General features: G+C 58.0%; 11 protein-coding genes and 1 pseudogene. 8 read left to right on the forward strand and 4 right to left on the reverse strand.

The annotated features are described in order from the left end of the window. Positions 1 to 61: 61 nt before the first annotated feature. Positions 62 to 2683, forward strand: coding sequence for an alpha-glucan family phosphorylase (gene glgP / locus Q0V70_RS08240; protein ID WP_297590605.1), 2622 nt, complete (start codon positions 62 to 64; stop codon positions 2681 to 2683). A gap of 313 nt (positions 2684 to 2996) precedes the next feature. Further along, the gene (locus Q0V70_RS08245) at positions 2997 to 3698 is read left to right on the forward strand and encodes a TetR/AcrR family transcriptional regulator (protein WP_297590608.1); all 702 of its coding nucleotides are present in this window, start codon (positions 2997 to 2999) and stop codon (positions 3696 to 3698) included. Here Q0V70_RS08245 and Q0V70_RS08250 read toward each other — a convergent pair. After that, entirely contained in the window at positions 3682 to 4668 is a 987-nt protein-coding gene (locus Q0V70_RS08250; RefSeq protein WP_297590611.1) for a tetratricopeptide repeat protein, read from the reverse strand. The two genes, Q0V70_RS08245 and Q0V70_RS08250, sit on opposite strands and share 17 nt — an antisense overlap. A gap of 425 nt (positions 4669 to 5093) precedes the next feature. Here Q0V70_RS08250 and Q0V70_RS08255 point away from each other — a divergent pair, with 425 nt between their 5' ends. From Q0V70_RS08255 to glgB, 3 genes are all read left to right on the forward strand, one after another. Then, complete coding sequence (locus Q0V70_RS08255) at positions 5094 to 5852, forward strand: VIT family protein (RefSeq protein WP_297590614.1); 759 nt, start codon at positions 5094 to 5096, stop codon at positions 5850 to 5852. Between the two features lie 225 nt (positions 5853 to 6077). Next, entirely contained in the window at positions 6078 to 8543 is a 2466-nt protein-coding gene (locus Q0V70_RS08260) for a maltotransferase domain-containing protein (protein WP_297590616.1), read from the forward strand. 39 nt (positions 8544 to 8582) lie between these two features. Continuing rightward, complete coding sequence (gene glgB / locus Q0V70_RS08265; protein WP_297590619.1) at positions 8583 to 10805, forward strand: 1,4-alpha-glucan branching protein GlgB; 2223 nt, start codon at positions 8583 to 8585, stop codon at positions 10803 to 10805. 67 nt (positions 10806 to 10872) lie between these two features. Here the strand turns inward: glgB and Q0V70_RS08270 are convergent, their stop codons facing one another. Further along, positions 10873 to 11013, reverse strand: a complete 141-nt coding sequence (locus tag Q0V70_RS08270) for a hypothetical protein (RefSeq protein ID WP_297590622.1) — start codon at positions 11011 to 11013, stop codon at positions 10873 to 10875. 547 nt (positions 11014 to 11560) lie between these two features. Continuing rightward, positions 11561 to 12361, reverse strand: a complete 801-nt coding sequence (locus Q0V70_RS08275; RefSeq protein WP_297590625.1) for a DUF3800 domain-containing protein — start codon at positions 12359 to 12361, stop codon at positions 11561 to 11563. A 335-nt stretch (positions 12362 to 12696) separates the two neighbouring features. Here Q0V70_RS08275 and Q0V70_RS08280 point away from each other — a divergent pair, with 335 nt between their 5' ends. Next, positions 12697 to 15099 carry a cell wall-binding repeat-containing protein gene (locus Q0V70_RS08280; RefSeq protein ID WP_297590628.1) on the forward strand — a complete coding sequence of 801 codons (2403 nt, stop codon included), beginning with the start codon at positions 12697 to 12699 and terminating at the stop codon, positions 15097 to 15099. Positions 15100 to 15209: 110 nt separating this feature from the next. Here the strand turns inward: Q0V70_RS08280 and Q0V70_RS08285 are convergent, their stop codons facing one another. Then, on the reverse strand, positions 15210 to 18086 hold the full coding sequence (locus Q0V70_RS08285; RefSeq protein ID WP_297590632.1) for a cell wall-binding repeat-containing protein: 2877 nt from the start codon (positions 18084 to 18086) through the stop codon (positions 15210 to 15212). 539 nt (positions 18087 to 18625) lie between these two features. On the opposite strand from Q0V70_RS08285, the gene Q0V70_RS08290 reads away from it, so the two are divergent. Both Q0V70_RS08290 and Q0V70_RS08295 read left to right on the forward strand, forming a co-directional pair. Further along, entirely contained in the window at positions 18626 to 19876 is a 1251-nt protein-coding gene (locus tag Q0V70_RS08290) for an ATP-binding protein (RefSeq protein ID WP_297590635.1), read from the forward strand. Positions 19877 to 20368: 492 nt separating this feature from the next. Continuing rightward, positions 20369 to 20651: pseudogene (locus tag Q0V70_RS08295) on the forward strand (cell wall-binding repeat-containing protein); the annotation flags it as partial.

Consider the following 20651-nt stretch of genomic DNA (forward strand, 5'->3'; position numbering starts at 1 on the left):
CAAAACTAAATTTTTAGCACATTTTTACCTAAAAGCTACGACCACCACGTAGGATGGTACTGTGAAAGCAATACGAAGATTTACTGTTCGCTCTGTCCTTCCCGAAAATTTGAAGCCAATTGGTACCTTGGCTCAAAATCTGCGCTGGTCCTGGCACCGGCCTTCCCGCGATTTCTTCGCGTCCTTAGATCCGCAAGTATGGGAGGAAGTCGGCCACGACCCGGCGGCTTTCCTCGGTTCGGTATCCGTCCAGAAACTGGACGAGCTCTCGGCGAACCCGGATATCGTGAACCAGGCCGAGGCTTTGGAACGCGACCTGGGCGATTATCTGGAAAAGCCCCAGTGGTTCCAGTCCCAGTTCAACAATGCCGATAAGCCCAGCGCGATTGGGTATTTCTCGGCTGAATTCGGCGTGACGGCCGTTTTGCCCCAGTACTCCGGCGGCCTGGGGATTTTGGCTGGCGACCACCTGAAGTCCGCCTCTGACCTGGGCGTTCCGATTATTGGCGTGGGCCTGCTCTACCAGGCCGGCTACTTCCGTCAATCTCTGACCCGCGAAGGCTGGCAGCGCGAATCCTACCCGGTCATCGACCCGGATAACATGCCGCTGACCCTGTTACGTGAAGACGACGGCACCCCCGCGCTGGTGGAAGTGCCTTTGCCCGACCACCGCACCCTGTATGCCCAAGTGTGGGTCGCAAAAGTCGGTCGCATCGCCCTGCTGATGATGGACTCTGATGTGGCCAAGAACGATGAGGCCGCCCGCCTGGTGACCGACCGCCTCTACGGTGGGTCAAAAGATCACCGGATGGAACAGGAACTGTTGCTCGGCGTGGGCGGGGTGAAAGCCCTGCGCGCCTACAGCCGCTTGACAGGCGCGCCGACCCCCGAGGTCTATCACTGCAACGAAGGCCACGCCGGATTCATGGCGGTGGAACGTATCCGCGAGCTGATGACCGGTGAGGAACACCTCGACTTCGGCACGGCTATCGAAGCGGTGCGTTCCGGCACGCTATTCACCACTCACACGCCGGTTCCTGCCGGTATCGACCGTTTCGACCGGTCCTTGGTGCAACGTTACCTGGCGCCAATCGAGATTCCCGGCGTGACGACCGACCAGCTGCTGGCTCTCGGTGCGGAAACGTACGAGGGCGGGGATCCCAACGTATTCAACATGGCGGTTTTAGGCTTGCGCATGGCGCGGATGGCCAACGGTGTGGCCCAGCTGCACGGCAAAGTTTCGCGCGGCATGTTCCACCAGCTATGGCCTGGATTTGATGTCTCCGAGGTGCCCATCACCTCTATCACCAACGGTGTACACGGCCCGACCTGGACTGATGGCCGTTTGGCGCAGTTGGCTCGCGGACACCAGGATCCCGGCGAGCACGTCAACACCTACCGGTGGGTGCGCCCGCCCGAGGAAGGCGGCGTCAGCGATGAGGAACTCTGGGAACTGCGTCGTGAACTGCGCGAACAGCTGGTTCTCGATGCTCGCCGGCGGGTGCGCGAATCCTGGCTGGAACGCGGAGCATCCCCGGCCGAGCTGGATTGGACGAACAAAATCCTCGATCCTGACGTCTTGACCATTGGTTTTGCTCGCCGCGTGCCGACTTACAAGCGTCTGACGCTGATGATTAATAACCCGGAGCGTTTGGCGGCCATTTTGACGAACAAGGAACGTCCGGTGCAAATCATCGTGGCTGGGAAATCCCACCCGGACGATGAACAGGGCGTCAGCCTGATTCAACGTCTGGTGGCGTTCGCTGACCAGTATGATGTGCGTGACCGCATCGCTTTCCTGCCCAACTACGACATGGACATGGCCCAAACCCTGATGCCCGGCGTGGACGTGTGGCTGAACAACCCGCTGCGCCCCTTGGAGGCCTCCGGTACTTCCGGCATGAAGTGCGCCATCAACGGCGCTTTGAACCTGTCCATCCTGGACGGCTGGTGGGACGAAATGTATGACGGCCGCAACGGCTGGGCCATCCCCACTGCTGACGGGGTCGATGACCCGGAGCGCCGCGATGCTATCGAGGCCGAGGGACTGTATAACCTCATCGAGAACACCGTCGCCCCGCGCTTCTACGATCGAGACGCGAACGGGATTCCGCGCAACTGGATGGAAATGGTGCGCCACACGCTGGCGACCTTGGGCCCGCGTGTGCAGGCGCAGCGCATGGTCAGCGAGTACGTAGAAAACCTCTACACCCCGATTGCTGCTTCCAGTCGGGTGCTGAACAGCACTGGTCATCAAGAGGCTCGTGAACTGGCGGCTTACAAGGCGCGGGTGCGTTCTGGCTGGAATCAAGTCGCGGTAAAGCATGTCGCCTCCAAGGTTGGCGACGTGGCGACCGTGGGGGATAGCGCCTCGTTCTTTGCTGATGTCCAGTTGGGGAACCTGCGTCCCGAAGACGTCGAGGTGCAGCTGCTGCTGGGTCGCGTGACTTCCAGCGACGACTTGTCTGGCTTTGAGGTCCTGGCGATGCAGGCGGAACGCGAAGAAAACGGCGTGGTGTCCTACCGCGTCGAGACGCGTTTGAACAGCGCCGGCCCGCTGGGTTACCAAATTCGCGTGGTGCCGAACCATCCGCTGATGGCCGGTTACACCGAACTGGGCCTGGTGACCAACGCCGAGCGTGCCGCCGATAACCCGGAGACTCACTACTTCTTCGGCAGCTAAGTTCGTTGGGTTTTGCCCGCTTTTGGCCCGGTCGGCTGGGATTCCAGCCGGCCGGGCTTTTTCTATGGCTGCAGGCGTTTTCCGCCGCTGTTTGTCGGCGGGCTGCTCGCCGGGGTGTTCCTAAAGGTGGAAAATAGCCGGGTAGCTGCCATTATTGGCAGCTACCCGGCTATTTTCCCCTTATAATCCACGCACACCCTGATATCGAGGGATTTTTCGCGAAAATCAGGCCAGTCGGCGCGGCAATGGAACGAACGGTCAAAAATTCGCCATACTGTCAGTTAGATGGATTGATTCGCGGAAAGGACCGGCGGTGGGGAAACCAAATCGCGTGGAAATAGTAGGGAAACTGGCGGCGCTGTTTCAGGCTCGGGGCTACACCGGCGCTGGCATGGCCGAGATTTCGGCGACGACCGGACTGGGGCGCGGCTCGCTGTATCACCTCTTTCCCGATGGAAAAGCTCAGATGATGCGCGAAGTCCTGGCGGCCGTGGAACACGACTTTCAAGCCGCCGTGGTCGCGCCACTGGAATCAGGAGACATCGCCGGGATGTTCGCCGGAATCCTGGCGTTCTTTGACCACGGCGAGAAACAGAGCATCTGGGGCAAGCTGGTTCATGACGCCGCGGGCCGCGACTTTGCCCCCGAGGTGCAGGAGCATTTCAACACGTGGCGCGCTGCGCTGACGAAAGCCCTGCTCAGCCTGGGAGTAGACCGCGGTTTGGCAGCTTCCCTGTCTGAACGCACTCTGTCTGGGGTAGAGGGCACGCTCACTCTGGCCGCCGGTTTTGATGATGCGGGCGCGCTTTCCCGCGGCCTGCGTACCATGTCGGCTGAGGTCACGAATGCCATCTCTGCAGCTAGCGGGTCTGCACCTGGGTCAGCAGGGCGTCCGGCTCACTCCCAGAAACCCACTGGGAAACCCGCCGCTAAGTCGACCGCTAAACCCGCGAACCGCGCCCCGCGGAAATCGGGCACGAAATCCGCGTCAAAGAAGGCTAGTAAAGCAAAGTAGCCAGCTTTGAGCGCATCGCCGGAACCAGCGGATCATCGCCCAGAATCGCGAAATACTCCACTAAACGTGCCCGGGCCGCATCGCGGTCTTCGCCGCTAGTTTCCGCCACGACCCCCAGTAGCCGAGACATCGCCCCGGCAGCATCTCCCGCATTCATCTGGGCATCAGCTGCCTCGAGCTGCGCGGCTATCTCGCCGGTCGCAGCCTGAGCCCCCTGTTCGGCCTGGTCACCGGCAGGTTCTGCAACTGCTGAGCGGGCCTGCAACCGAACTTTCGCCAGCAGCGGCTCTACCTTGCTGGATTCGCCGGGGTTGGCTTTGAGGTAGGTCTCCAAAGTCTCGATGGCCTGGCCATATTCGCCTTTGGCCTGAAGTTTCAGCGCGGTTTCGATTTCCTCGGCTACCGCGGGCGGCGCGTCTGGGGCAGGCGTACCAGCCGCACCGGCAGCCTCAGCCCCGTCAGCAGCCCCAGCCGCCCCGGCCTCATCGGTCTGCACACGACCCGTCACGCCTTCCTTCTCAGCCAGTTCAATGACCTTGCTGATGACCTTCTGCACAGCCGAAGCGGGCAGGGAGCCGTTGAACAAGGGCGCGGGTTGCCCGTTTATCAGCAAGAACACGGCTGGAATGCTTTGTACTCGGAATGCTTGGCCGATGGCGGGGTTTTCGTCTACGTTGACCTTTGCCAAAGCTACGCGCCCGCCTGCCTGCGCTACCGACTTTTCCAAAATTGGTCCCAGCTGACGGCACGGAGCGCACCAGGGCGCCCACATGTCCAAAATGAACGGGACAGTCTGGGAAAGCTCCAGGAGCTGGGCAAATGTGTCGTCAGTGACATCGCGCACCAGTGGCCCCGGAATGGTTTGCGAGCCAGCCGCACCGCTCGCACCTGCGCCTCCAGCGAAATTGCCCGAACCAGGCTCGCTGCCCTGACCAGCGGGAATATCGTGCAGTTCTTCGGGAGCGTTCATGGTTATGCCTCATCTTTCCTAATTCCGAGCGGGGCCAACAATGGCCGTATGCTGATATTTAACCTGTTAAGTCTGGACTGTATCAAATCCAATCGGGGAAAAATCGCCCAGCGCTTAAAACCGGCCGGTGCTGACTGCGACATCTGGAGTTTCGCACGTCTGTGTTCCGGAGCCGCGACATTTGTCACAAGTGAGGTGCTTTGGTTGGGTTCGCTGCCGCGCCTGACCGGGGTAGCCCGCTTCGTCCGCTCCGCCCCGAGTCGCCCGCCCCGCATTTCTCGAAGCCCCCACCGCGCCCCTCGAACCCGCCTGAACATAGCCGCGCCTAAGCAAGGCAAGCCTTAGATTCGTTGAAATATAGCCAAAAACCCCGTAACTTGAGACAGTAAACTCAGTACCGAAAGGGACAACGGAGGCAACGCACCTTGAGCGAACAGCCGAGCCAAAGCTTAATCGAAAACCCGGTTGATAACCCGAACGAACCTGACCAGAAACGCGATAAATCGGCGGCGACTTCCTCGCGCCTCAACTGGCTTCGAGCTGCAGTGTTAGGCGCCAATGACGGCATTGTTTCGACCGCGGGCGTGGTCGTGGGCGTGGCAGCGGCGAACCCGGAAAACACGATGGCCATCGCGACCGCCGGCATCGCGGCTGTGGTCGCGGGGGCGCTGTCGATGGCGGCGGGCGAATATGTATCGGTGTCCACCCAGCGCGACACGGAGAAAGCGGTGGTGACAAAGGAACGCCGCCTCATTGCCGAGGACCCGGAAAAAGAATTTCAAGGCCTGGTGGAAAACTACATCGAAAAGGGCCTGACCCGCGCGACCGCAACCCTGGTCGCCCAGGAATACTCCGCCCACGATCCGGTAGAGGCCCACGTCCAGGCCCATTACGGCCTGAGCTCCGAGGAGTTCACTTCGCCCTGGGCGGCGGCGTTTTCCTCGGCGGTGTCCTTCACAGTCGGCGCGCTGGTGCCGCTGCTGGCGATTCTGCTGTTCAGCGGCCCGTGGAAAATCCAAGCCACATTCGTCATGGTGATGGTCGCATTAGCGCTGGTCGGCTGGCTTTCGGCGTGGCGCGGCGAGGCCCCGCGGCTCCGCGCAGTCATTCGGGTCATGGTCGGGGGCGCCCTGGCGATGATTATCACCGGCGGGGTCGGCCACTTCTTGGGGGTCACTGCTTAGGGTCACAAGGGGAGTGGCGCTGGGGTTTCGGTTAGTTCACGGAGCCGGTGGGTCGAGTTTTCGCCAGGCTCACAAGGGTGTTGCGCCGGGTTTGCCCTGGTGTTTTGATCTCTTTGGGTGCCGGTGCGCTGGTTCGACCCGAGTGCTACCTCGGGCTTTACTAAAGCTGTAAATGCCCCACATTCAACGATTATAAATTCTGTGGTTATGCTTTAAGATTTAGACGTGAGCGAAACGACGAACTCTACGGGCAATTCCGACGCCAAGAAACCCGGGCGTCATTCCACTGCTAACACTCGTCCGGCTACGAAGCCGGCGGCGAAGCCCCCGGCTGACAAGCCGAGTAAGCCGACTGCCGCCCGCAAGACCCGGACTTCTGGCACAAAATCGACGGCAAAATCCTCGGGAAGCGCCGCGAGATCAACGAAGAAACCGGCTCCCGCGGCGGCCGCTAATACCCCCGAAACCCCAGCCGCCGCAGCCAAAACCCCGGCAACCCTCGCGAACCTCTACCACCTGCCTGCTGACGCGGAACTAAACCGCATCAGCGTCACCGAGCTGCGTCCCACCGTAGAGGACGGGCTGTTCCCGGCAAAAGCCGCGGTCGGAGAGTTGTTCCCGGTCCACGCCACCGTGTTTGTGGACGGGCATTCCCACTTCGGCGCCGACGCGGTGCTGCTGCGCCCCGCCGACCCGAAACGCCGTGGCGAAAAGGGGTATGACCTCTACGCTCCAGCGGGCAGCCCCGAGGGCGCTCCCGACCCGGGGGACCCAACCGCTTGGGAAGTCGTGGATCGCGCCCGGATGTATGAAATCGGCACTGGTGAAAACCAGTTTGAAGCCTGGCTCCAGCCCAACACCCTGGGACGTTACGCCTTCGCGGTCGAGTCTTGGATTGACCCTTATGGAACCTGGGTGCATGACGCCAAGGTGAAAATCCCCGCGGGCATCGACGTGGAGCTGACCCTCGAGGAGGGCGCCCGCCTGCTGGAACGCGCGATTGCGGGCGAGGCGAAACCGGCCTACGGTTCGGCTCGGGACACGGCCGCTCCCGCCGTTCCGCTGCCCGCGGCTGACGCGGCGGTGCTACAGGGCGCGATTGCTGGCTTGCGCGAGAAAAAGCGCCGCCCTCAGGTGCGTCTGTCGGCCGCCACGAATGAGCTGGTCGCAAACATTTTGGCGGAAAATCCGCTGCGGGATTTGGTGACTCGTACCCGGCTGTGCCCGCTGCGGGTGGACCGGGCGCGTTCGGTGGCCGGAGCGTGGTACGAAATCTTCCCGCGTTCCATCGGATCCTATTACGGGTCGGACGGTCAGATTGTGCCGGGAACTTTGCGCACGGCCGCGGAAATCTTGCCCGAGGTTGCCGCTGACGGTTTCGATGTCATTTACCTCACTCCCGTCCACCCGATTGGGCATGCTTTCCGCAAAGGGCGCAACAACGCCCTTGTGGCCGGACCAAACGATCCCGGCTCGCCTTGGGCGATTGGTAACGAGGACGGGGGACATGACGCGGTCGACCCGGCTTTGGGCGGGATTGAGGCGTTTGACGAGTTCGCGGCGGCGGCGAAACGCAACCACCTCGAGATTGCCTTGGACTTTGCCCTGCAATGTTCCCCGGACCACCCGTGGGTAAAGGCTCACCCCGAATGGTTCTCGGCCCGGGCTGACGGCTCGATTGCCTACGCGGAAAACCCGCCAAAGAAATACCAAGACATCTATCCCCTGAACTTCGACCACGACCCGGACGGGCTGTATTCCGAAATCCGGCGGGTGATCGAGTTTTGGATTGACCACGGGGTCACGATTTTCCGCATGGATAACCCGCACACGAAGCCGGTGCGTTTCTGGCAGCGCTTGGCGGCGGACCTGCACCAAACCCATCCCGAAGTAGTCATGCTCTCCGAGGCGTTTACCGCTCCGGCAATGATGCGGGGGCTGGCAAAAGCGGGGTTCCACCTGTCCTACACGTACTTTACGTGGCGCAACTCCAAGACGGAGCTGACCGAGTACTTTGAGGAACTCGCTTATGAAACGGCACACGTGTTGCGCCCGGCGCTGTTCCCCATGACCCCAGACATTTTGACCGACTACATGACCGAGGGGGTAGGGGCGTTCAAAGCCCGCGCCCTGCTGGCGGCCACGGCCGCTCCGACCTGGGGGATCCTCGGGGGCAGCTACGAGTTTTGCGAAAACGTGCAGCGTCCCGGCGTGGAGGAAGTCATCGACAACCCGAAGTACGAGGTGAAAGTCTATGACTGGGCGGCGCGCGACAAGTACGGCATCGCCTCCCTGCTGCGCACCCTGAACGCGGCCCGGTCCGCTCACCCGGCGCTGCTGCAGCTGCGCAACATCAAGTTCCACGCTGTTGAAAACGATGCCATCATCGCTTTTTCCAAGCATATTGATGCCGCGCATTCCCCGACCGGCCGGGCGGACACGGTGCTGGTCATCGTGAACCTCGACCCGCATAACACCCAAACCGGCTGGGTGCACCTGGATTTGCCGTCACTAGGGTTGAGCCCGGAGGAGTTCCCGGAGCTGGCCGCGCCCGGCGAGGGGCAGCGCCTGTTTGTGGTGCGCGATGAACTGACCGGCGGTGAATATACCTGGGGACGAGATAATTTTGTCCAGCTCAATCCCTATACCGGTCCCGGCCATATTCTCAGCTTCAGCCCCATTCCCGATTGAACCCAAACATCGCCTAGCAAAATATGAAAGAATTACCCCATGGCTAAAATCACCGTTTCCCCGGAACTTTTGAACCAGGTCGCCTACGCGAATTACTACGCCCCGCACTCGGTGCTGGGGCCGCACTCGGACGGTGAGGACGTCACCATCCGCACCGTGCGCCACATGGCGCAAAGCGTCACCATCGTCACCGAACACGGCGAATTCCCTGCTGAACACGAACAGGACGGGGTGTGGGTGGCCGTCATTCCGCACGCCGAAGTCGAGGACTACCGTGTGAAAGTGACCTACGGCGACCAAGAAGTCTTGGGGGACGACCCCTACCGTTTCCTGCCGACCTTGGGCGAAATGGACACCTACCTCATTTCAGAAGGCCGTCACGAGCGCTTGTGGGACGTTTTGGGTGCACATATTAAGGAGTACGAGGGTCCGCTCGGGGTCGTAAAGGGCGTGGCGTTCGCGGTGTGGGCGCCGAACGCACAAGCGGTGAAGGTCGTGGGGGACTTCAACTTTTGGGACGGGTCGGGGTGCGCGATGCGCAGCCTCGGCGCGTCGGGCGTCTGGGAGCTGTTCATTCCCGGTGTCGAGATAGGCGCACGCTACAAATACGACATCAAAGGCCCGGACGGAAACTGGCGGCAAAAGGCCGACCCGCTGGCCCGCGCTACTGAAATTCCCCCTGCTACCGCCTCGGTCGTCACCGACAAATTCCACACTTGGAACGATGACGAATGGATGGAGCGGCGTGCCGCGAACGTGGAGGACCACCCGATTCACGCCCAGCCGATGAGTATCTACGAATGCCACATTGGTTCATGGAAAGAAGGCTATGGCTACCGTGACCTGGCCGAACACCTGGTGCCTTACGTCAAGGAAATGGGCTTCACCCACGTGGAGTTCATGCCCGTGGCGGAACACCCCTTCGGCCCGTCCTGGGGGTATCAATGCACGTCCTACTTTGCTCCGACCGCCCGCTTCGGCACGCCTGACGACTTCCGCTACCTGGTGGATGTGCTGCACCAAAACGGGATTGGCGTCATTTTGGACTGGGTTCCGGCGCACTTCCCGAAGGACGACTGGGCGCTGGCCGGGTTCGACGGCACGGCCTTGTACGAGGACCCTGATCCGCAGCGCGGCGAGCACCCGGACTGGGGGACGCTGGTGTTCAACTACGGCCGGCGCGAGGTGAAGAACTTCCTGGTCGCTAATGCCCTGTATTGGATGGAGGACTTCCACATTGATGGCCTGCGGGTGGACGCGGTGGCGTCGATGCTCTACCTGGACTATTCCCGCAAAGAGGGCCAGTGGCACCCGAACCAGTACGGCGGGCGGGAAAACCTCGAGGCCATCGCCCTGCTGCAGGAAGTGACCGCGACCTGCTACCGGGTCTGCCCCGGCACGGTCATGATTGCCGAGGAATCGACCGCGTGGCCCGGCGTGACCCAGCCGACTTCCGAAGGTGGCCTGGGCTTTGGTTTCAAGTGGAACATGGGCTGGATGAACGACACCCTGCGCTACTTGGCGGAGGACCCGGTCAACCGCAAGTGGCACCACAACGAGCTGACGTTTAGCCTGGTCTACGCGTTTTCAGAGAACTTTGTCCTGCCGCTGTCCCACGATGAGGTCGTGCACGGCAAGGGCTCCCTGCTGTCCAAGATGCCCGGCGATTACTGGCGCCAGCTGGCCGGATTGCGCCTGCTGTTTGCTTACCAGTGGACCCATCCGGGCAAACAGCTCATCTTCATGGGCTCCGAGTTTGGCCAAGGCGCGGAATGGAATTCGGGGGCGTCCCTGGATTGGTGGCACCTGGACATTCCCGAGCATCAGGGGATTCGCCAGCTGGTCACCGATTTGAACCACCTGTATGCGTCCAACCCGGCGCTGTGGTGTGACGACTATCGCGGGTTCGAGTGGATTGAGCCCAGCGATGCCGACCACAACTTGATTACCTATCTGCGCCGGTCCGTGGCGGAATCGGACCCTTCTGGGATTGATTCGGGTCACCTGCTGGCGGTGGTGGCGAACTTTAGCGGCAACCCCCACGATCCGTTCCGGGTCGGCCTGCCGTTTGCCGGCAAGTGGGACGAGGTGCTAAACACGGACGCCGAGGTTTACGGCGGTTCCGGGGTGGGCAACCTGGGTCAGGTCACGGCCGAAGAGATTCCCTGGAACAACCGTCCCTGTTCGGTGTCTTTGCGGATTCCCCCGCTCGGTGTCGTGATTCTGCGCCCCGCCGAGGATAATCCGTACCGCCCGCGGTAAGGGGTTCACGGCGACCATAATGGGAGCCGAATGATTGGAATTCCGCTCGCTCGCGGTAGGTTTCAGTTCACAAGGGTGTTGCGGCGTGGCGGTCGCGGTGGTTGTGGGGTGAAATCAGCGCGTCCTCTTTTGGCCTATTGGGAAGAAAAACATCAGCGGCAGTCATATGGACGTTTTGGTAGTCAATCACCACTGCCATAGATTTCATCTGATTCCCCTGCGATAAGAGTAAACCCCGCCAGTCCGAAGACGACGGGGAGCTATAGAAATAGACTATGTGAAAGTGCCAGATTCGTCAATAAAATTGGTACTTGTTGAATTATGAGCGATAGCGGCGCGCCGCTGTAGCGCGCGTGTACGTCTGGGGGAGTACCAGCGCGTTTAGGACAACGTGTAAAGAATTTCCGAATTTCTTTACACGTTTTTCCGACGTGTAAAAATGCTTTACACGTTGGGCGCTTGGCGCTGTGGTGTGGCGGCTAGGGGTTTCAGTGGGTTGGCCCTAGCCATAGCCGGACACTAGCCGACTGCCTAACTGCGCCACTCAGTGCTGGTGGAACTAACTTCACGGAATAACCCGGAGCGTTTGGTCTCGCTAGTTGGGGTTTCAAAGAACCCCGGGTTTTTACGCCCGGGGTTCAAAGTATGTTTGCGTACTAGAAATACGCTATGCTCCGGTTGCGTAGCAGAGCCACGGGCCGGACTGCGAGCTGTAGGACAGAGTCCAGGACTCACAGCAGTTAGATACTACCAAATTATCGTTCAAATTGCAAGTCAACGGCGTCTTTGCGTCTTCCTGCAGTTTGAATGTTTACCTTTCCGTTCCCGGTGCGAACATCTTCAAAATCATTCAGGTCAAAGCAGCGCATCAACCGACGCATAATCTGGGCTTTCGTATTGTTGCTCCTGTCGGGACTGTCAGGATGCTGCCCGCTCCACGTTCTTCTGTAATAAGCGACTGCTCCAGCAACTAAATCAGCCATCTGTAACAAATCTGACGATTTTGAGTCCAAATCGAGGGCTGAGACCACGGCGAGCTTGCCGAATTTGTCATTAACTTGCTGTTTTACATTTTCAGCAATAGAAAACCAATTCGGGGTGGTAACGATGTCAAGGTAAACGGAAACAATCTCACCCATGTTGATATTTCCGCGCACCAATCGTGCTGCACAATCGGCTTGTGTTCTCCATGTTGTCCTGTGCGCAAACGGATTGGAGATTGATTTGTCGAAAACATAAGCGCTGATTCGAACGTCCGAAATTCCCAGCAGCTCGCAGGCTGCGAAATAAGCCGCTTTGCTTCCCTGGGTGGCTTCAGAAAAATGAAATTCATCCCAAAATCTGTGTTTCTCTCTGATGCCACGGATATGTCGGGCCAGAAGTCCGGTGTCTCGCGACTTAATCATGCCCAGAACAAAAAAATCGCTGCGGCTGGCTTTAGAACCGGATTCATCAATAAAAATTTCGGAGGACTGAGTATCGAGGGGAACGTAGAACTCTTTGGCGTGGCAATCACCGATATGGCTATCAGGCTCAAGGTGCTTTGGTTTTATCATGCTAATTTTACACCTAGATGTAAGTGTGACCTAAATCACACTCGATTTCCGAGGTTTCGTGTAAGATTGCTCCAAGCCTTTACATATACAGGGTGTTAGCAAGGTTTCTGCCCACCTTTAGGCTGATAGCCGCGAGGCGTGACGGATTCCTTGGTTCCGGGAAATCCCGGAAGCGTGAGGCTCGAAAGTGGCGTAAAAACGCGACTCAAGGCCTCTCGCATTATTGACAGAACACTTGGGTGGTGTAAACTTTTCCCGGGTGCTTCCGTCCTGGATCACCTGGGTGGTTTAAAAAATTCCACCCTTTATTACCCAGAAGAAGGGTTTTTTTGAAGATGAATTTGAAGAAGAAGTTTGTGGTTGGCGCTGCTTCGGTGGCGTTGATTGCTTCGATGGGTGGCGTGGCTGCTCCGGCTGCTGTGGCTGATACTAACCGCCTGCCGGGTTACGCGACTGAGCTGGGTCGTCTCGGCGGTATTGACCGTATTCAGACCGCCTTGGCGATTGCGGATCACGAGTTCGGCCATCGCACCGCTAACAAGCCGGGTGTGCTTTACATTGCTTCCGCGGCGGATGCGAACATGGTTGACGCTGCTTCGGCTGGCATGTTGCAGGATGGCCCGATTGCTTTTGTTTATGGCAACTCTTACGTGGCTTCCGCTGTTGGCAAGCACTTTGCTGATGATGAGCTGGTTGGCTACTCTGACATTAAAAAGATTATCGCCATTGGTGGCGAAGGCGCGGTTTCTGACGCTGCGATGAAGGCCGTTGGCGAAGAAATGGGCGTGAAGTCCTTCGACCGCTTGGGCGGCAAGGATCGTTTCGAGACTTCCGTGGCGATTGCTTCGCGTATCTACAACCATGCCTTGCAGTCCACTGATGCTTACCTGGATCGCGCGGGTAATCATATTGTGTCTAATGGCACTAACTTGAACGTGATGTACCTGGCTAACGGTGCTAACGAGCACGTGGTCGATTCGATGGTGGCTGGCACGTTGGATAACGGCCCGGTCGTGTTGGTTAATGCTGATGGGACTATCCCGGATGTTGCGGCCGAGTTCATTAAGAAGACTTTGCCGTTGCAGTTCGCTGCTTTGGGTGGGGCTCCTACGGTTTCGGATAAGACCGTTCAGGATGCTTGGCTCATTAAGGCTTTGGCTAACAAGTGGGAGACTTCCTCTAGCATTCCGCAGTTGAAGGTCAAGCAGGAAACCTTGAAGGCCCTGGTCGACGGTAAGGGCAACAAGACTGACCGCGTGACCGGCAGCGATGACTTTATGGGTCTGCGTAACGTGGTGCGTGAGGCCGGTAATTTGCAGACCGCTTGGAACGGTCAATATGGTGAGGCTGTTGCTAAACTGTCCCAGATCTCCAAGGTTGCTGCACATAATAACCGCGCTGATGTCGAGAATGCTTTGGCTGGCGCTACCATGCTCAACTACCCGACTGCGGCGTACAAGGCTGATAGCCCTTCTACTAGCGCAACCGACTATGCTTCTAACGTGGCTACCGCGTTGCGGGCTTTGTTCGGCGAAGCCGTGCTGGACTCCTCTGGTGCGATTGATAAGACCAAGATTGAAAAGTACATCGATATTGAGCCTTACGATACTTCGGATATGAACAAGGATCATTGGAAGGTTGTCGGTTTCGATTACAAGGCTCTGCTGGGCTCTAAGAGCTTCCAGAATGCTTACGTGGCTCCGGCTGAAAAGGCTTTGACCGACCAGTGGAAGGCCGCTATGGACGGCACGGTAGTCGCGTTGGGTAACCCGGTGGCTGAGGCTTCTCAGAACACTCCTACTGCTGCCGAGGCTGCGGGCAACTACACTTCTAACACCGCTGACGCTCACCGCGCCAAGGCTGTGCCGATGGCTGCGGTGAAGGACGTGGCTGAGTGGGTTACTGCTCAGCAGCAGCAGTGGTTGAAGGATACCGAGGCCGAGTTGGCTGACGTGTCTGGTCGTTTGGCTGGCGAGTTGGACAAGATTGCTCCGAAGACCGAGCTGCGTTTGGGTGGTGCGGATCGTTTCGAGACCGCTCAGTTGATTGCTAACCAGTACGGTAAGCTCTACGGCACCGTGTTCAACAAGGGCTTGACGGCTAACGTGATGACCGAGGCTTACGTGGCTAACGGTACTCGCCTGCCCGATTCCCTGGCTGGTGGCCAGTTGTCTCACGGCCCGATCATGCTGGTACGTGATTCCACGGATATCCCGGCGTTCACCAAGGACGTGGCTACCCACCTGCAGTGCTGGAACAAGGCTGGCAACATCGGTGTGGCTGCTCTGGGCGGCAAGGGCGTCGTCTCTGACGAAACCCTCAAGGCAGTAATCTCCCTGATCAACACCGCTTCCGCTTGCGGAACCGTCAAGTCCACCGCCAAGACTACCCCGTTGAGTGTTACTGAAACGGATGTCTCCGTGTCTGCTGCTGCTGTGGAAGCTGCTTCTGGTGACGTCGATGCTACTTTGACTATCGATGGTTACGCGGCCGGTGTTACAGCGGGTATCACCTACAGCGCTACAGTGACCAGCCCCGTCACGGCGACTACCGGCGGCGGTAACGAGACCGTGGCTCTGGGTAACCCCGCAATCGACGCCAATGGCAAAGTCAAAGCAACGGTAACCAAGAGCACTACTGCTGCTAAGGCTGGTGACTCTTTCGTTATCACGATTACCGCTTCTCGTGCGGGCGAGGTCGTGAACACCATCTCCAAGACGATTACTCTCACTGCGTAATCGCAACTGAAACCTTTACGGTTTCAACGATAACTTCATAAAAGTCTGGCCCCGGTAGGTAACTACCGGGGCCAGTGTTATGAAGTTATAGCGTTGCTAATCCGTAAAGATTAGCGCTTCGTATTGATGGTGAAGGTCCCGTCCTTCGGAGCCAGGCCGGACTTAGAAGCCGTCACGGTAACCGTCACGGTCTTAGCAGTGGCGCCGGCGGCGTTGTTGTAGTCAGGGTCGGTAACCGTGAGTTCACCAGTGGCCGGGTCGATACTAATCGACAAAGTTCCGTGATTTTCAACGGTCAGGTTATCGTTGTCTGCCGTCACCTTGTAGGTGTAGTGAGCACCCGTGGTCTTGGTCTTGTTCGGAACATTCTTAGCGGCCGTTCCACCCAAATCTGCCACGACGTCATATGAGGCCGGGGTAATCTCGTTGGTGTATCCGATTACCTTGACAGTGGCCGTTGCCTTGCTAGCTTTATGGGTACAAGTCAGGGTAACCTCTTTACCATCGTCCGCACCAAGCGTAACCTCGCCAGTAGCGTTAATCGTGACCTTGGGGTCGCTAGACGTACAGGTGTAATCAGTACCGTAGGTGAGTGCCGTCGTACCACCGTTGAACTTGGCGGTCAACTGCTGGGTAGTACCTGTTTTACCTACGATTAATGCCGGGGTGACTTCGAACTTGTTAGCGACGATGATGGTCACCGTAGCTTTGTTGCCGTTAGCATCGTTCACGAAAGCATAGTAGGTGCCAGGAACGACATCCTTACCAACCGTGAAGTGAAGGGCACCAGTCTTCGAGTTACCAGCCTTGTCCTGGTTAGCAACACCTGCAATCTGTGCGTCACCAGTACCCTTGATAGTGGTCTTCTTGTCGCTCTTGGTGATATTATCCAGGGTCAGGGTCGGGGCGTTCTTGTCCCCAGCCACGTGCATAATCACGTCAAGGCTTTCGCTCGGGTAAGCATGCACAGTGTCGTCAAGCAAACCGGTAGCAGCAGGCGCGGGGGCAACCTTGCAGTTGGGGTTATCGATCAGGGCGATAGTGGCTTCCAGGGCGCTGTCAGCCAGGACGCCTTCCCCACCAATACCGTAAACATCGATAGTAGCCTGCTTGGTCCAGCACATGAGGTTCTTTGCCACGTTCTGAGTGAACTCGGGCAGTTCCTTACCGTCCTTCTCGGTGCCCTTCACCAACAAGATCGGGCCCATAGCCAACTGGCCAGCAGCCAGGGAATCAGCCATACGGTAACCAGAAGCAATGTAAGCCTCGTTGAAGTCAACGGCATGACCGTTAGTCATGACCTTGCCGTAAGTCTTCGCGAACTGGTTCGCGATCAACTGAGCGGTCTCGAAACGATCCGCACCACCAAGGCGCAGCTCGGTCTTCGGAGCAATCTTGTCCAACTCGTTACGCAGGCTCTGCGAAGTCGAAGCCAACTCGGCCTTCTTATTCTTCAACAGGGTCTCGACCGCGCTACGAGCATAATCAGCCACAAAATTCACCGCAGCCATCGGAACCTTGAGATCGACAGCAACGCCATTACCCTTGGTGCCGGAAGTCGGAATAGCCAAATCCGGGAAGTCCTGGGAAGCCATAGCCACGTAAGCCGCGCCAGCATTATTAGTCTGCAAAGCGCTGAAGTCAGCCTGGATACCAGTCCACACCTTGTTCAAAGCATCAGTAGCCGGGTCAATAAAGTCAGAACCCAACTTATCCTTCGTGAAACGATCAAAATCGAAGGAACGCGCGTACTTCACACCTTTCTCAGTCCAGGAATCGAAGTAGCCCTCAATATCCTTCTGAACCCATTCGTTAGTGCCGTACAAAGCCAGGAAAGCCTGACCCGGAGCTGACGTAGGATCAAGCAAAGTAGCCGCAGCAGTAGTTAGCGCAACCTTGCCCTTCATATCCTGAGCGAAGTACTTGCTGTTAACAGCGTTAGTGTTCTTGGTGTACTCACCATGCCACGCATTGTAGATATTCACGGCATCCTGGTAAGAACGCTCCATGCCCTTGAAATCGAGAGCATCGTATTTCGCGCTGTCACCGTCGCCGTTAACAATACGCTGCAGATTGTCAACCTTCTTCTTCAAGTCAGGCACACTGTAAGACGTATCCCACTTGTTAGCCAAAGCCTTAATCAGCCAAGCCTCCTGAATCGTGGAATCCGGAACAGTCGGAGCCCCACCCAAAGCAGCGAACTGCTCAGGCAAAGTCTTCTTAATGAACTCAGCCACCGGCTCGGGAATCTTACCATCCGGGGTAGCCAACAACACCGGGCCATTATCCAAAGTACCCGACACCATCGAGTCAACCACGTGGGTATCAGCACCATTAGCGATGTAAACCACGTTCAAGTTCGTGGTAGCCGCATTAATAATCAGGCCACCGTTACGATCACGGTAACCGTCACCCTTCACAGCTTTCTGAGCCTGACCATAAATATAGTCAGCAATCGCCACGGAAGTCTCGTAACGATCCTTACCACCCAAACGAGAAGTCTTGGAAACCTTCAAAGCCCCCGCAACGTTCTTCAACGCAGCATCAGACACGGCACCATCGCCACCAATGGCCACAACCTCAGAAATATTAGCGTAACCATTGTAGCCAGTGTTCTTCTCGAAATTCTTCACGTGCTCGCCAACAGCAGTAGACACATAAGAACTACCATAAACGAACACAATCGGGCCATCCTGCAACATGCCAGCAGAAGCCGCGTCAACCATGTTCCCGTCAGCAGCCGAAGCAATGTACAAACGAGTCGGACGATTCACCGAATTATGCATGCCCTTGCCGAACTGCTTATCAGCCACAGCCAGGGAAGTCTGCACACGATCCAGACCAGCCAACCGCGTCAACGACTTAGCATAACCAGGCAACGTCAACGTACCATCCACAGCCACAGCTGCCGGAGCAGCCACGCCACCCATGCCAGCAACCAGCGCCACCGAAGCAGCACCAATCACAAACTTCTTCTTCAAATTCATCTTCAAAAAAACCCTTCTTCTGGGTAATAAAGGGTCGGAAATTCGGGGGTAAATCAGGTTGTGAACACACAGAGAATCCAAGGCCGACATCTGCCAGAGCTGCGGGGAATCATGGAGGTTTTTTGAGGGGATACCCGCTTGGGGTGTGCCTAAAGGTGGAGAATAGCCGGGTAGCTGCCAGTAATGGCAGCTACCCGGCTATACTCCCCCTATAAACCCCAAACAACGAAGCACCCACGCATCCAGGCCCACAAAATCACCACCGTCTCGACTATCCCTGGCGTATCCGCTCTCTTGAATCCTCAACGTTCTTGTGATTCCGCACTGTCCTGGTGGACACAGCCAGCTTCGCGGGTTTCGCCGGCTCCACTATTACCCACTTTCCGCGCTATCCCAACGAAAACTTCCCGATTAGCAACATCTAGCGTTGCATGTTTACGATATTGCTTCACGCCAGGGGCACCACAATCCCTGCTAAAAGCATCACAAAATACCGGCTAAAGGTAGCGTAGATAACCTGCTAACAGTATAATAGAATCATGTCTTATGTTACGCGCGCGTTGGATAGGCGGCTCAATGCCTTGCTGCCCGAGGTGCCTGCTATTGCGATTGATGGCCCGAAGGGCGTGGGGAAAACGGCCACGGCTCTGCAGCGGGCCGACACGGTCTGGATGCTGGATCGCGAGGAGACTCTGCTGGTAGCGGCGGCGGATCCCGATTTTTTGACTGTCGAGGCGGGGACTTTCCTGCTTGATGAGTGGCAAAAGTTTCCATCGGTGTGGGACGCGGTGCGTCGTCAAGTTGACGCGGGAGCTCCGGCGGGCAGGTTTTTGCTGACGGGTTCGGCCACGCCTTTCGACGCAAACGGGACACACAGCGGGGCGGGGCGAATTCTGTCACTGCGGATGCGTCCGATGGCGCTGTTCGAAAGGGGTCTGACACAACCGTCCGTGAGTCTGGGGGCACTATTGAGTGACCCTGACCACGCCGTGGAGGGGCGGACAGACTTTGCTTTGCCTGATTATTGCCGGGCCATCGCGCGCAGTGGGTTTCCTGGGATTATGGGGAAATCTGCCGAGGTAGCTCAGGAGTTGCTCGATTCATATCTGCGTCTGATTGTGGACCGGGACCTGCCTGATTACGGGGCTACCGTGCGCCGACCTGAGACGCTGCGCCGTTGGTTGGCGGCTTATGCGGCGGCAAGTTCGCAGACTACTTCCTACGCTAACCTGCTGGATGCGACTACTGGCGGGGACGGTTCCCAGCCGGCCAAAACCACGACCATCGCCTATCGCGATCATTTGACAGCTCTGTGGATTCTCGATCCCGTCCCCGGCTGGACGCCTTCGTCTAACGCTCCCAAGCGGCTGCAACAAGCCCCGAAACACCAGCTGGCAGACCCCGCTTTGGCTATGCGGCTGCTGAATCTAAACGAAACCACGCTGCTGGGAGCGCGCGGCCAAAAATTCTTGGGACAGCTTTTTGAGTCCCTCGCGGTGTTGAGCCTCCGCGTGGCAGCCGAAGCGAACCGGGCTCGTGTCTACCACTTGCGAACCCGTAACGGCGACCATGAAGTCGACATCATCTTAGAAGGCGCGAACGGCGAGATTGCCGGTCTGGAAGTCAAACTCGCCAGCGCCATCGATGACCAAGACGTGAAACACCTGCACTGGCTGCGCAGCCAACTCCCGGGCCAAAACCCGCTCCTCGCGGTAATCAACACCGGCACACAAGCCTACCGGCGTCCCGACGGAATCTACGTCATCCCCCTCGCGCTGCTCGAGGCGTGATACCCACCCTGTAGCTCATGTCACCAAGGCGGGGGATTTTTTCTGCAAAATAGTCAGAAGGGTGTTGGGGTATTGAGGGCCTGGATGCGTGGGTGCTTCGGGGTTTGGGGTTTATAGGGGGAGTATAGCCGGGTAGCTGCCAATAATGGCAGCTGCCCGGCTATACTCCCCCTTTAGGCACACCCCTGCCGGGTATCCCCTCAAATAACCTCCCCGGTTTAGCCGCGCCCCTGTCCGGTGTCGGCCCGGGAATCCCTGTGTGCCTGCAACCCGGTCGGAATAGGTCTAAAAATCCGGCTGTTGTTCAAATCCTCGCAGGTATGGTCTCTCACCGGATCCCGTGTACCTGCAACCCCGGCCAGTGTTGGCTCGGGAATCCCCGCGTTCCTGCAACCCCGGCGGGTGTCTGCCCGGGATTCTCTGTGTGTTTATAACCTGATTTACCCCCGAATTTCTGACCCTTTATTACCCAGAAGAAGGGTTTTTTTGAAGATGAATTTGAAGAAGAAGTTTGTGATTGGTGCTGCTTCGGTGGCGCTGGTTGCTGGCATGGGTGGCGTGGCTGCTCCGGCTGCTGTGGCTGCTCCGTCTTTGCCTGGTTCGATTGCGAAGCTGGCTCGTTTGGGCGGTTTGGATCGTGTGCAGACGTCTTTGGAGGTGGCGGCTCATCAGTTTGGTGATGACCACGGGACCATGAATCCGAAGCGTTTGTATGTTGTTTCCGCTGCTGAGGGGAACATGGTTGACGCGGCTACGGCTGGTATGTTGACTGATG

This window comes from uncultured Mobiluncus sp. (genome assembly GCF_947087965.1).
Lineage (GTDB): Bacteria > Actinomycetota > Actinomycetes > Actinomycetales > Actinomycetaceae > Mobiluncus.

Coding starts and splice junctions, on each gene's coding strand:
- Q0V70_RS08250 (WP_297590611.1), bottom strand. CDS start 4,668: ATGAACGCTCCCGAAGAACTGCACGATATTCCCGCTGGTCAGGGCAGC.
- glgB (WP_297590619.1), top strand. CDS start 8,583: ATGGCTAAAATCACCGTTTCCCCGGAACTTTTGAACCAGGTCGCCTAC.
- Q0V70_RS08270 (WP_297590622.1), bottom strand. CDS start 11,013: ATGAAATCTATGGCAGTGGTGATTGACTACCAAAACGTCCATATGACT.
- Q0V70_RS08275 (WP_297590625.1), bottom strand. CDS start 12,361: ATGATAAAACCAAAGCACCTTGAGCCTGATAGCCATATCGGTGATTGC.
- Q0V70_RS08280 (WP_297590628.1), top strand. CDS start 12,697: ATGAATTTGAAGAAGAAGTTTGTGGTTGGCGCTGCTTCGGTGGCGTTG.
- Q0V70_RS08285 (WP_297590632.1), bottom strand. CDS start 18,086: ATGAATTTGAAGAAGAAGTTTGTGATTGGTGCTGCTTCGGTGGCGCTG.
- Q0V70_RS08290 (WP_297590635.1), top strand. CDS start 18,626: ATGTCTTATGTTACGCGCGCGTTGGATAGGCGGCTCAATGCCTTGCTG.